This window comes from Pseudoalteromonas sp. NZS127_1, from assembly GCF_015864295.1.
GTDB classification, from domain to species: domain Bacteria; phylum Pseudomonadota; class Gammaproteobacteria; order Enterobacterales; family Alteromonadaceae; genus Pseudoalteromonas; species Pseudoalteromonas arctica.
The window spans coordinates 1-12,143 of the sequence record NZ_JADYXO010000009.1 but is presented as its reverse complement, the minus strand read 5'-3'; the positions used below and the strand labels follow the sequence as shown (position 1 = coordinate 12,143).

General features: G+C 38.6%; 11 protein-coding genes and 1 pseudogene. 7 read left to right on the top strand and 5 right to left on the bottom strand.

Going from position 1 to position 12,143, the window contains the following annotated elements; genetic code table 11:
• The first annotated feature begins 9 nt into the window (after positions 1 to 9).
• Entirely contained in the window at positions 10 to 426 is a 417-nt protein-coding gene (locus I6F50_RS09955; RefSeq protein WP_197176131.1) for a type IV pilin protein, read from the top strand.
• Positions 427 to 432: 6 nt separating this feature from the next.
• Here the strand turns inward: I6F50_RS09955 and I6F50_RS09950 are convergent, their stop codons facing one another.
• Together I6F50_RS09950 and I6F50_RS09945 are read right to left on the bottom strand one after the other, a co-directional pair.
• Positions 433 to 963 carry a GspH/FimT family pseudopilin gene (locus I6F50_RS09950; protein ID WP_197176130.1) on the bottom strand — a complete coding sequence of 177 codons (531 nt, stop codon included), beginning with the start codon at positions 961 to 963 and terminating at the stop codon, positions 433 to 435.
• A gap of 79 nt (positions 964 to 1,042) precedes the next feature.
• Positions 1,043 to 1,594: a GspH/FimT family pseudopilin gene (locus tag I6F50_RS09945; protein WP_197176129.1), complete on the bottom strand. Its 552-nt coding sequence runs from the start codon at positions 1,592 to 1,594 to the stop codon at positions 1,043 to 1,045.
• Positions 1,595 to 1,754: 160 nt separating this feature from the next.
• On the opposite strand from I6F50_RS09945, the gene glnB reads away from it, so the two are divergent.
• Positions 1,755 to 2,093 carry a nitrogen regulatory protein P-II gene (glnB, locus tag I6F50_RS09940; protein WP_197176128.1) on the top strand — a complete coding sequence of 113 codons (339 nt, stop codon included), beginning with the start codon at positions 1,755 to 1,757 and terminating at the stop codon, positions 2,091 to 2,093.
• Positions 2,094 to 2,144: 51 nt separating this feature from the next.
• Here the strand turns inward: glnB and I6F50_RS09935 are convergent, their stop codons facing one another.
• A complete protein-coding gene (locus tag I6F50_RS09935; RefSeq protein ID WP_007581382.1) occupies positions 2,145 to 2,909 on the bottom strand; it encodes an outer membrane protein assembly factor BamD in 765 nt (254 codons plus the stop codon).
• A gap of 141 nt (positions 2,910 to 3,050) precedes the next feature.
• Here I6F50_RS09935 and rluD point away from each other — a divergent pair, with 141 nt between their 5' ends.
• From rluD to clpB, 3 genes are all read left to right on the top strand, one after another.
• Positions 3,051 to 4,028 (top strand): 23S rRNA pseudouridine(1911/1915/1917) synthase RluD, encoded by a 978-nt coding sequence (gene rluD, locus I6F50_RS09930; protein ID WP_007581384.1) that lies wholly within the window; start codon positions 3,051 to 3,053, stop codon positions 4,026 to 4,028.
• Complete coding sequence (gene pgeF, locus I6F50_RS09925) at positions 4,028 to 4,759, top strand: peptidoglycan editing factor PgeF (protein ID WP_197176122.1); 732 nt, start codon at positions 4,028 to 4,030, stop codon at positions 4,757 to 4,759. Before rluD ends, pgeF begins: the two co-directional genes overlap by 1 nt.
• 96 nt (positions 4,760 to 4,855) lie before the next feature.
• Positions 4,856 to 7,432: an ATP-dependent chaperone ClpB gene (clpB, locus tag I6F50_RS09920; protein ID WP_197176120.1), complete on the top strand. Its 2,577-nt coding sequence runs from the start codon at positions 4,856 to 4,858 to the stop codon at positions 7,430 to 7,432.
• 52 nt (positions 7,433 to 7,484) lie between these two features.
• On the opposite strand, the gene I6F50_RS09915 is transcribed toward clpB, so the two are convergent.
• On the bottom strand, positions 7,485 to 9,032 hold the full coding sequence (locus I6F50_RS09915) for a PAS domain-containing methyl-accepting chemotaxis protein (RefSeq protein ID WP_165729583.1): 1,548 nt from the start codon (positions 9,030 to 9,032) through the stop codon (positions 7,485 to 7,487).
• Positions 9,033 to 9,619: 587 nt separating this feature from the next.
• Here I6F50_RS09915 and gshA point away from each other — a divergent pair.
• Positions 9,620 to 11,197 (top strand): glutamate--cysteine ligase, encoded by a 1,578-nt coding sequence (gene gshA, locus I6F50_RS09910; RefSeq protein ID WP_165729582.1) that lies wholly within the window; start codon positions 9,620 to 9,622, stop codon positions 11,195 to 11,197.
• Positions 11,198 to 11,341: 144 nt separating this feature from the next.
• Positions 11,342 to 11,953, top strand: a complete 612-nt coding sequence (locus I6F50_RS09905; RefSeq protein ID WP_010554629.1) for a transglycosylase SLT domain-containing protein — start codon at positions 11,342 to 11,344, stop codon at positions 11,951 to 11,953.
• 47 nt (positions 11,954 to 12,000) lie between these two features.
• Here I6F50_RS09905 and I6F50_RS09900 read toward each other — a convergent pair.
• A pseudogene (locus I6F50_RS09900) lies at positions 12,001 to 12,143 on the bottom strand (IS4 family transposase); the annotation flags it as partial.

Below are 12,143 nucleotides of genomic sequence, written 5' to 3'. Positions count from 1 at the left end.
GGAAATTAGATGAAAAAACAATATGGGTTTACCTTAATTGAGCTGATGATAGCTGTTGCAATTGTAGGTATACTTGCTTCAATTGCATTGCCCAATTATACAGAATATGTAAAGCGTGCTTCGCGCGCTGAAGCTGCTGCAGCATTATTAGATGCTGCAAACAAAGAAGAGCAGTATTTTGTAGATAACCGTGAGTATACGCAATCATTCACTGACTTAGGTCTACAAAGTAAAACCGAGAATGGTCACTTTAAATTATCCATAAAGGTAGTTGATAGTAATACCTTTACTATCACAGCTAAGCCTATAGATGGTGCTGTAAAAGGTGATAATGACTGTAAAGAGCTTACAATTACAGATACTGGACTCAAAGGTGCTAAAGGAAGCAAAGGTAACTCTGATATTGACTATTGCTGGGGTAGATAGTTTAAATTACTTCTTCTGGCACTTATCAGTTGATTTAATACGGATACGTCCAGTTTGACTTACAGATAAAGCCAATCCTTCGAGATTGGCTTTATCACTATTGGGGCAATATATAAAAGTCCCGTTTTGAAAGCCATTTAAAGACCCATCCGGGCGAAAAGTAATGGCACTACGAGGATATTCTAAAGTATCAGCTTCGTGAACATCCTCGAAAGTACTTAAGAGTAACTCGTCATCATCTAGAGTGGTTGATTTATCTTTGTCGATAAACAGTGACATTTGTCCATCCCACTCATCCTTTGTACATTGACTGTTTTTTAGTGCACAAAGAGTGACATAGGTTCCATTTTCAATAGCGTAAAGTCGCCCGTAATTTATATTTCTGTGTAGGAGGTTTACGTGGTTATCTAAGCGGTTTTTAGCTAAAAAATCTGGATAAAACCACATCGATAATTGACTAATTACACTGACAACAGCAATTGAAACCATTAATTCAAGAAGTGTCACTCCCTTGTTTTTTGATATTGATAATCTCATCCTTGAAGACCTGAGTTAATAAATGATTAACTCAGTCTAGTAAATGATACAAATATGACAAGGTGGGTTTGTATGTTTTTTAACCGCAAGTCTGAGCTGTATCACCAGTATAAAAAGACGTACCAGATTGAGATACTGTTAACGCTTTATTATTCTCACTACCGTTATTAGGACAAAACACAAAATCACCAGGGTTTGTTGTTATTCTTCCACTTGTGTTAAACCGTAATCGCCTATCGTTACCAGTATATTTTATTTTGTCATTAAGACTTATTTTTTCCATAACACGTAGTAGGGAATCAGTAGAGCTGTCGTAATGACCGTTGTTATTTTTATCAATAAATACAATGATAGTTTTATTTTTATCCCATTTGTTTCGGCATTTTAAATAAGCGTCGTTGTTCTTAACTTCAGTATGTTGAGCAGCACAAATAACGACTATTTCATCTGTACTTGCTGCTTGAGAGCGTGCATAGCTAATATTTCTTTTTAATTCCAACAAAAAATTCTCAGCTCTATTTTCTTCTAGCATATCGCTGCTATTCCAAATCGCAATGGATGCAATGATCCCAACAATAGCCACGGTTACCATGAGTTCTAAAAGGGTGAACCCGTTCTGTTTGTTTTTCATATTAATCTCATTTACTGCTAGTCATTTAAGTATAGCTATTTTTATATAATAAATTATACCATGATCGGTTGTTTTATCACCGTAATTCAATCGCTTTGTTTGCTATGAACATCATGATTGTCTAAAATCGAGGCAACTGGAGCTTTCAAAAGTAATCAATATGAAAAAAATAGAAGCAATTATCAAACCTTTTAAGTTAGACGATGTGCGTGAAGCGTTGTCGGATGTAGGTATTACTGGTATGACGGTAAGCGAAGTTAAAGGCTTCGGGCGTCAAAAAGGCCACACTGAGCTATATCGCGGCGCAGAGTATATGGTAGATTTTTTACCTAAAGTAAAACTTGATATCGTATTGACAGATGAAGATGTAGAGCGTGCAATTGAAGTTATCGTAAAAACTGCGCAAACAGGAAAAATCGGTGATGGTAAAATATTTGTCACTGATGTTGAGCGCGTTATACGTATTCGGACTGCAGAAGAAGATGAAGAAGCTATTTAATGTAACTTCTTAACATGCAGTAAAAAGGCGCTTACTAAGCGCCTTTTTTGTTTATTTAGTTCTTTTATTTAGTCTTCGTGTTTGTTTTGCATGTTCACTAAGTTCAGTTAAACCTAATTGGTCGTAACTTTTTTCCATCATTTCAAGAGCTGGATCCAAGTAACTGCTTTGTGAATAATGCTCAACAACAAACTTGCCTCTATTAGCTGCCGCTAAATAAGCTTCACGTTCGTAATAGTAAGTTGCTACTTTTAACTCATAACGTGCCATGCGGTTTAAAAGCCATACTAGACGGCGTTTCGCTTCAGGTGCGTAATCACTTTTTGGAAAGCGTTTTACTAGTGTCGATAAATCGGTAAATGCAACACGTGTACGGTTAGCATCACGATCGGCTCTATCTACACCAAAATACTCTTGAAACGCGTTTTTATCAGCTTTAATATTTACTAAACCACGCATGTAATACATGTAATCAAGGTCTTTATGATTTGGGTTTAAGCGAATAAAGCGGTCAATAGTTGCAAGTGCTTGTTCAGTATTACCTGATTGGTAATGTGCATACACTAAGTCCATTTGTACTTGTTTAGAGAATGGGCCAAATGGGTAGCGTGAGTCTATTGCACTTAAAAGTTCAATTGCGCGAGCATATAAACCAGAATCTAGCGTTTCTTTTGCATCTTCATATAAAGCGTGTGCAGACTTATTAGGTACACGTTGAATATCTTCTTGGTCTGGAGCAGACGAACAAGCGCCTAAACTAAGTACAGAAACTGAAAAAACAATGGCAAATGCACGTTTCCCTATTTTATTTATCATTTTATTTGTTACCTTCGATGTCTTCGGCTAGGCCAAGTCGGTAAAACCGAGTAAACTATGCGTATTATATTATGCTTTTATTAAAAGCGATTCTAACCCAGTCGAGCAAAGCTTGCACTGGTAAATTGGGTAAAGTTACTAATGTCAGAGCAAATTTCTCTTCAAGCCGACGTTCCAACCGAATTAGGTGGTAAACGTCTAGACCAAGTATTAGCACAATTGTTCCCTGATTATTCACGTTCTCGTATAAAAACGTGGATATTGGATGATAAAATCACCGTAGACGGTGAAATTTTCAACACTCCACGCGAAAAGCTACTAGGTGGCGAAGTTGTAAGTGTTGAAACAACAATTGAAGCACCACGCGAATACGAAGCACAAGATATCAAATTAAACATTGTTTATGAAGACGATGATATTTTGGTAATTAATAAACCAATGGGCCTAGTGGTTCACCCTGGTGCAGGTAATCCTAATGGAACAGTGCTAAACGCATTACTACATTACTACCCTGAAATAATTAACGTGCCACGCGCAGGTATTGTGCATCGTTTAGATAAAGACACGACCGGTTTAATGGTTGTAGCTAAAACGATTCCAGCACAAACGCATTTAGTGACAGCGCTGCAAAAGCGTGAAAACTTTACGCGTGAATATGAAGCACTGTGTAATGGTACTATGACCGCAGGTGGTATGGTTGAAAAAGCGATTGGCCGTCATCCTACTCAGCGTACTCATATGGCAGTACATGAACTGGGTAAACCGGCTATCACGCACTATCGTGTTGCTGAAAAATTCCGTGCTCATACTCGTTTACGTCTGCGTTTAGAAACAGGTCGTACGCATCAAATTCGTGTGCATATGGCGCATTTGAATCATCCGCTAATTGGCGATCAATCTTACGGCGGCCGTCCGCGTCCACCTAAAGGTGCAACACCTGAGTTATTTGAGTTACTTCGTAGCTTTAGACGCCAAGCATTGCATGCTGTAAAATTGAGTATTGCGCATCCAATCACGGGTGAAATGATGACATGGCAAGCACCTATCCCAGATGATATGGTTGCTATGACACTTGCATTACGTGAAGATACTAAAGCTAATCCTGATATCGATAGATAATGCACTTATTGTCAGCGACATGGCAAAACCTTCATAAAGTAGCAACGTTAAGTACTACTTGTGGAGGTGGTGTTTCAAAATTCCCCTTTAAAAGTTTTAATTTGGGATTCCATGTTGGTGATAATAAAAGTGATGTAGCAAAAAACCGCTCACTATTAACCGAACTCCTACCTAAACCTGCCGTGTGGCTAAATCAAGTTCATAGTTCTGATGTTGTTATTGTTGATGAACATTTTGATTTTGATGAGTTACATAATGCTGATGCGCTTTATACTCGGTTATTAAACCAACCTTTGGCTATAATGACCGCCGATTGCTTACCTATTTTATTAGTGAGTGATGATGAAAAAGAAATCGCAGCTATACATGGTGGCTGGCGAGGGCTCGAGCAGGGAATTATTAAAAACACATTAGAGTGCTTTAGTACAAAATATGAAAATATAAGTGCGTGGCTAGGGCCTGCAATTGGACCAAACCGATTTGAAGTGGGTGCTGAAGTATTTGAGTTATTTCAAAAAAGATCCCCTTCATTTACTCAAGCTTTTAAACTACAAGCAAATGGTAAATATCTAGCTGACATTTATAGTATTGCTCGCATATTACTTATCCAGTCAGGGGTTAAAAATATTACGGGCGGCGACTATTGTACAGTCTCTCAAAGTGACTTGTTTTTTTCATATCGACGAGATGGACAAACTGGACGTATGGGAAGTTTGATCTGGCTCAAATAATTCACATTTTTCAACATTATATTTCCCTCCACACCTTGAACAAATACCTAAACAGACCCATTAATTAAGCAACTATATTATTTAATAGGTAATACCATGCGTTTAGATAGATTTACAAGTAAATTTCAATCTGCGCTCTCTGATGCGCAATCGTTAGCTCTTGGCCGTGATCATCAATTTATTGAACCAGTACATTTAATGTATTCATTGCTTAAGCAGAGCGGCTCTAGTGTGCGTGCATTACTTGCGCAAACAGGTGTCAGTGCGGACGAACTTAATACTAAGCTTTCTCAAGAAATAGAAAAGTTATTTAAGGTTGAAGGCGTAGGCGGCGACGTGCAGCTATCAAATAATATGGCTTCACTTATAAACCTGTGCGACAAATACGCACAAAAACGCAAAGACAAATACATTTCAAGTGAGTTATTTGTACTCGCTGCATGCGACGATAAAGGTCCACTTGGCGATATATTCAGGTCGTTAAATATTACCGCAACTAAAATTGAAACCGCGATTAAAGCTATTCGTGGTGGTCAAAAGGTTGATGATCCAAATGCCGAAGAAACACGCCAAGCGCTTGAAAAATTCACAATTGATTTAACTGAGCGGGCTGAGCAAGGTAAGCTTGACCCGGTTATTGGTCGCGATGACGAAATTCGCCGTACGATTCAAGTATTACAACGTCGTACTAAAAATAACCCTGTGTTAATAGGTGAACCAGGTGTTGGTAAAACAGCAATCGCAGAGGGATTAGCACAGCGTATTATTAATGGTGAAGTGCCTGAAGGATTAAAAAACAAACGCGTACTATCACTTGATTTAGGTGCGTTGGTTGCAGGTGCAAAATACCGTGGCGAATTTGAAGAGCGTTTAAAATCGGTATTAAACGAGTTGGCTAAAGAAGAAGGCCAAGTCATTTTATTTATTGATGAAATACATACTATTGTAGGTGCAGGAAAAAGTGACGGTGCCATGGATGCAGGCAATATGTTAAAGCCAGCATTAGCACGCGGTGAATTACACTGTGTTGGCGCAACCACGCTTGATGAATACCGTAAATATATAGAAAAAGACGCAGCTCTTGAGCGTCGATTCCAAAAGGTACTTATTGAAGAGCCATCTGTTGAAGATACCATTGCAATATTACGTGGCTTAAAAGAGCGATATGAGTTACATCATTCAGTAGAAATTACTGACCCCGCGATTGTTGCTGCGGCGCAGTTATCTCATCGTTACATTAGTGACCGTCAGTTACCCGATAAAGCGATTGATTTAATAGATGAAGCGGGTTCTTCAATTCGATTACAAATTGACTCCAAACCAGAATCGTTAGACAAGCTTGAACGCCGTATCATCCAGCTAAAGTTAGAAGATAATGCGCTAGCGAAAGAAAAAGACGAAGCAAGTCAAAAACGCCGAGCTGAAATGCAAGAGTTGATCACCGACCTTGATGGGCAATATCGTGAGCTAGACGAGATATGGAATGCTGAAAAAGCATCACTTCAAGGCACGCAAGTAATTAAAGCCGAGCTTGAACAAGCAAGATTAGATTTAGATGTAGCGCGAAGAGCAAGTGATTTACAGCGTATGTCAGAGCTGCAATATGGGCGAATTCCAGAACTTGAACGAAAACTTGATTTAGCCTCACAAGCCGAAATGCAAGAAATGACCCTGCTTAAAAACCAAGTAGGTGAGGATGAAATTGCTGAAATACTGTCTCGCTGGACAGGAATTCCTGTTGCAAGAATGCTACAAGGTGAGCGTGAAAAGCTGCTGCAAATGGAAGATAAGTTACACAGTAAAGTAATAGGGCAAGATGAAGCGGTTGTTGCTGTTTCTAACGCAATACGACGCTCACGTGCCGGGCTTGCAGATCCTAATCGTCCTATTGGTTCTTTCTTATTTTTAGGTCCAACTGGTGTGGGTAAAACCGAGCTGACAAAAGCACTGGCTGGTTTTATGTTTGATACCGAAGATGCCATGGTGCGTATCGACATGTCTGAGTTTATGGAAAAACATTCAGTCGCACGTCTAGTAGGGGCTCCTCCAGGTTACGTGGGTTACGAAGAGGGCGGTTATTTAACAGAAGCTGTTCGTCGTAAACCTTACTCAGTGATATTGCTTGATGAAATAGAAAAGGCGCATCCTGATGTGTTTAATATTTTACTGCAAGTATTAGATGATGGCCGATTAACTGACGGGCAGGGTAGAACCGTTGATTTTAAAAATACCGTTATTATCATGACCTCAAATCTAGGCTCAGATATTATCCAAGAGCAAGCGGGTAATAATGATTACACGACCCTTAAAGCTAAAGTAATGGAAGTATTAATTAATGAGTTTAGGCCTGAATTTATTAACCGTATAGACGAGACTGTCGTGTTCCACCCGTTAGCAAACGAGCATATAAAAGAAATAGCTGATATTCAGTTAATGAAATTACGTGAGCGTTTAACTGAGATGGGATATCTGCTTGAAATAAGCGATGCTGCTCTTGAGCGAATTGCAGAAAGTGGGTTTGATCCTGTGTACGGTGCACGTCCGCTTAAGCGTGCTATTCAACAAACGATTGAAAACCCGCTGGCACAAAAGTTACTCAATGGAGACTACTTACCAGGTTGCGTGATCGTTATTGATGCAAATGACGACTCTCTGGTATTTTCCAAGCGTTAATTGTAAATAATTAAACTCAAAAGCCGCTAAAATAGCGGCTTTTTTATGTTTGTTAAACTTTAAAAGTTAGTAATAAATCGTTCACCCTACGTGAACCTTCAACAAGTTCAGCTGCTCCTTTTGCCACATTAAAGCTTAAGCTTAAGTTGTTATCTCCAAAGTCTTTAATTTGCGAAACATTATTACTAATATCATTACTAACCATTTGTTGCTCTTCTGCAGCAGATGATATTTGTATTGCTAAATGAGATATTTCACTGATTTGGATAAAAATCCCCTCTAATTCAACTTGAGTTTTATCGGTTGTCAGCACACAATTATCGGCTTGTGCTTTAGTGCTTTGCATTACTTTAGACCAGCTAAATAAAGTATCTTGTATTTCTTTAATAGAACTGTGGATTTGTGTTGTAGCATTTTGAGTACGTGACGAAAGGGTCCTTACCTCGTCGGCTACTACAGCAAAGCCTCGACCATGCTCTCCCGCTCTAGCTGCTTCAATCGCTGCATTAAGGGCAAGTAAGTTAGTTTGATCGGCAATTCCTTCTATTTCACTCATTACTTTACCAATCTTATCTGCTTCAGAGGCTAAGCTGGTGGCTGTGGTTGCAGCCTTTTCTACTTGAAAAGCTAAATCAGATACCATTTTACTATTATCTGCAATATGGTCTTTTATTTCAGAGCAACTTTGATGGGTGTTATTCACTTTATCAGCTGTTTGAGCGGTATTTACTGATATTTCACCAATGGTAGAGCTCATTTGAGTCATCGCTGATGCAATTTGTTCTAAACGCTCACCTTGCGAAAAAATGCCTTTTTCAGTAAGCGTAGATTGTTTATCTAGATCAGTTGCGATGCCATTAAAGCTTAATGTGGAGTCTTTCATACGGCCAAGAACCGTGCGCAATTTTGCGCTTAGCATTTGCTCTCTATAATCACTTACGCTATGCGGTGTATGGCCGCTGTAAATATAGCGAGAGATTGAATCGGCTTTTGCTTTTTGTTCGCGTAATATTTTAGGGGTAACAATCAGTTCGTCGTAATTTAGCGCAATAACTAAGGCGCACATCAATAGGCTAATTACAGCTAAAGAGATTGATCCCGTAACAGCAATAAAAATCAGCCAAAGTAATAGGCATATAAAAGTAATGCCTTGTCTTATTGTGGTGTGTTCTCGTAGTTTAAATGATGACTTATTGGCATTTATTTTGTTGTAAAGAGCGTGTGCACGTTGCTTAAGTTGAGAGCTTGCTTTAGTTCTTACTGATTGATAACCAACAAGTCGGCTATGCTCAAAAATAGGGGTTACAAAGGCATCTACCCAATAATAACGGCCATCTTTACAGCGGTTTTTAACCATGCCGCGCCACGAGTGCTCTTGTTTTAATGTTGCCCACATTTCTTTAAAGGCCGCTTTTGGCATATCAGGGTGACGAACAATATTATGATGCTGACCGATAAGCTCTTGTGCGCTATAACCTGCTACAGAGCAAAACTCTTGATTGACGTATGTTATTACACCCTTGAGGTCGGTAGTAGAAACAAGCTCTTGTGACTCATCAAAGTATACTTCTTTATTTTTTAAGCTTTTATCATTGTGCATTATGTTTATTATCATCCTTTATTGTTGCTGTCATTATATTGGTTACACACTACAAAGCAAAAAATAGCGTCTTTCCTTTTATGCTCATAAGGCAAATAATTGTTTTTATTGATCTAGATCAAATTTAAATATCGAGTAGCTAAATTGAACTCATTTTAAATAAGTTCCGGTCTATTATTTTAGGCTTATATTTTGCGTATTTAATTTATACTTAAATACGCATTTAAAGCATTTGTATAATGCCCAGAGCAATGGCAATATTACGACTTAATATAATGATGTTGGTCATATTGAGCGCATGTATAGAGTGGGTAAATAATTATTAACTTAGAAAAATTATATTGTTCTAGCAATTTATACCAGTTGCATTAAATAAGTGAACAATTATAGCGCTAAGAAAATAGCACAATAACAAGGCGAAAATTATGACATATAGTTGTTCTATATGAATAATTTTTAACGCAGTGAGTGCGCTATTTAATGCGATAGAATGATCATATTTTCAATAAAATTGGTATTAATCTTGAGTCTAAGTAATTAGCCCCCATAACCTTATGATTAAGCCACGTGGCCCGAGGAAAGATTTTTTGACAACACATGATTTAACTAACGCACTTGAAGCGTTATCAGTAAATGAGCACCAACATGCAGTTAAAGGCATTAAACGTGGCATAGAGCGAGAGTCGCTAAGAATACAAGATAATGGTGCAATATCACCTCAAGGTCACCCAAAAGGTGTGGGCAGTGCGTTAACTAACGGCCATATCACAACTGATTTTTCCGAGTCTTTACTTGAATTTATTACTCCAGTTAGTGAATCGTCAACGCAAACGCTTAAGCAATTAAAAGACCTTCAAAAGTTCACTCTAGAAAAAATGGGCGATGAACTACTTTGGCCCATTAGCATGCCGTGTTTTATTGAGCACCAAGACGATATAGTGCTAGCTCAGTTTGGTAGTTCAAATACTGGTCAAATGAAAACACTATACCGTGAAGGATTAAAAAATCGCTACGGTAGTATGATGCAAGCAATTGCAGGTGTTCACTTTAATATTTCATTCCCAGATACGCTTTGGCAGTCACTTCATTCTTTACAAAAAAGCAATGCAAGCCTTCAAGATTTTATTTCAGAAGGCTACTTATCGCTTATTCGTAACTTTAAACGCGAACTATGGCTAATAAGTTACATGTTTGGCGCATCGCCAGCATTGTGTAACTCATTTTTGCAAGGTCGAAAAACTGACTTACCATTTAAAAAACTAGGTAAAGGCACGCTTTACTTAGAAGTTGGTACAGCACTGCGTTTAGGTAATTTAGGTTATACAAATAGCGCTCAGTCGTCACTACGCGTAATGTATAACTCGTTAGATGAATATGTAGCGGGCCTTAAAAAAGCAATCAACACACCATCAGAAATTTATGGTGATCTTGATGACTACAAGAGTGAAAACCCTAAGCAGTTAAATAAAAATATTCTGCAGATTGAAAACGAATTTTACTCGCCAATTCGTCCTAAGCGCAATGCGAAAAGTGGCGAAACGCCAACGGATGCATTGCTTCGAGCAGGCATTGAATACGTAGAAATTCGCGCATTAGACGTTAACCCGTTTAGCGAAGTTGGTATTGATATTGAGCAAATTCACTTTTTAGATGTGTTTTTAACGTATTGTTTATTAAAAGATTCAGCTCCAATGGATTGGAAAGAACAAGCACGTAGTACTGAAAATCTCGACACAGTAGTAAACCAAGGTCGAGAAGAAGGGCTAATGCTTAACTTTAATAACACACAGCGTAGCCTTCAGTCGTGGGGCGATGAAATATTTACCCAGCTTACAGATGTCGCTAAATGGATGGATAATGCTTATGGTGTTAACTATTACTCAGATACTATAAAGCGCATGGCAACGTGGATACATAATCCAGAGCTTACTTACTCTGGACGTTACGTGTCACAATTAAAAGAGTCTGGTTTAGACAACGGTCACTTTGCACTAGCATTGGCTAGTAAATATAAGCAAAGCCACGCAGATACTGACTACAGCGAGTTTTTAAAGCCTTGGCTGGAACAACAAGTTGTAGAGTCTAACGAAGCACAAGCTGCAATTGAGCAAGCAGATACCCAGTCATTTACCGCGTTTTTAGATGCGTATTTTGACGGTAAATAACCTTAGTATTTAGCAACATTTAAGCAAAAAAACGCAGCCTAAGTTGGCTGCGTAAATATATTCAGGGATGAATTAATGCTGTACTGGTGCATTCATTGAGTCAGACCCACACTTTTTAGAAAAGTTCTGTGAGATCTTAGAAAAATGAAAAAAAATGCAATTATCCTATCTCTCGCCATTACTTTAGCCGGTTGTGCTACAGCGCCCCCAAAGCAACCTAACGATTTATGTAAAATCTTTGAAGAAAAGCCCGATTGGTATTTCGATGCAAAAGATGCACAAGAAAAATGGGGTTCTCCCAAGCATGTACTCATGAGTATGATGTACCAAGAAAGCTCATTTAAGCATGATGCCGCTCCGCCTATGGAGTACTTCTTATGGATAATTCCTACCGGTCGCGCAAGTGATGCCTATGGTTACTCGCAAGCTAAAACACCAACATGGTCTGATTATATTCGTGAAACAGGCAACAACGGTGCTGATAGAGATGACTTTGACGATGCAATCGACTTTATGGCGTGGTTTGTTTATAAAACGCATAAAGTAAATAAAATATCTAAATGGGATGCTTACGCACAATACCTTAATTATCATGAAGGTTGGGGTGGGTATAAGCGTGGCACGTACAAAAAGAAAAAGTGGCTAATGGGTGTTGCGAACAAAGTTAAGCACAGAGCGAGCCGTTATGGTGCGCAATTAAAACACTGCGAAGAAGAGCTTGATAAAGGTTGGTTTGAACGTCTTATATTTGGCTAGATAATTATTAATGGATATAAAAAAGGAGCCAATTGGCTTAATGCCAGTCAGTTAAGCTGACTGGCATTTTTCTTTTTATGGGGATACTTAGATGGTTTTGGCTTAACCCATCGGGGATATCTTCTATCCTCTCGTCTAGCTGGAAGCTTAAATAAGACCAGTGTATTGAGTAAGTGCTGCCAGTGTATTG

Excerpts from the sequence above, each read along its gene's own strand:
- I6F50_RS09955 (WP_197176131.1), top strand. The coding sequence starts at position 10 with ATGAAAAAACAATATGGGTTTACCTTAATTGAGCTGATGATAGCTGTT.
- I6F50_RS09950 (WP_197176130.1), bottom strand. The coding sequence starts at position 963 with ATGAGATTATCAATATCAAAAAACAAGGGAGTGACACTTCTTGAATTA.
- I6F50_RS09945 (WP_197176129.1), bottom strand. The coding sequence starts at position 1,594 with ATGAAAAACAAACAGAACGGGTTCACCCTTTTAGAACTCATGGTAACC.
- glnB (WP_197176128.1), top strand. The coding sequence starts at position 1,755 with ATGAAAAAAATAGAAGCAATTATCAAACCTTTTAAGTTAGACGATGTG.
- I6F50_RS09935 (WP_007581382.1), bottom strand. The coding sequence starts at position 2,909 with ATGATAAATAAAATAGGGAAACGTGCATTTGCCATTGTTTTTTCAGTT.
- rluD (WP_007581384.1), top strand. The coding sequence starts at position 3,051 with ATGTCAGAGCAAATTTCTCTTCAAGCCGACGTTCCAACCGAATTAGGT.
- pgeF (WP_197176122.1), top strand. The coding sequence starts at position 4,028 with ATGCACTTATTGTCAGCGACATGGCAAAACCTTCATAAAGTAGCAACG.
- clpB (WP_197176120.1), top strand. The coding sequence starts at position 4,856 with ATGCGTTTAGATAGATTTACAAGTAAATTTCAATCTGCGCTCTCTGAT.
- I6F50_RS09915 (WP_165729583.1), bottom strand. The coding sequence starts at position 9,032 with ATGCACAATGATAAAAGCTTAAAAAATAAAGAAGTATACTTTGATGAG.
- I6F50_RS09905 (WP_010554629.1), top strand. The coding sequence starts at position 11,342 with ATGAAAAAAAATGCAATTATCCTATCTCTCGCCATTACTTTAGCCGGT.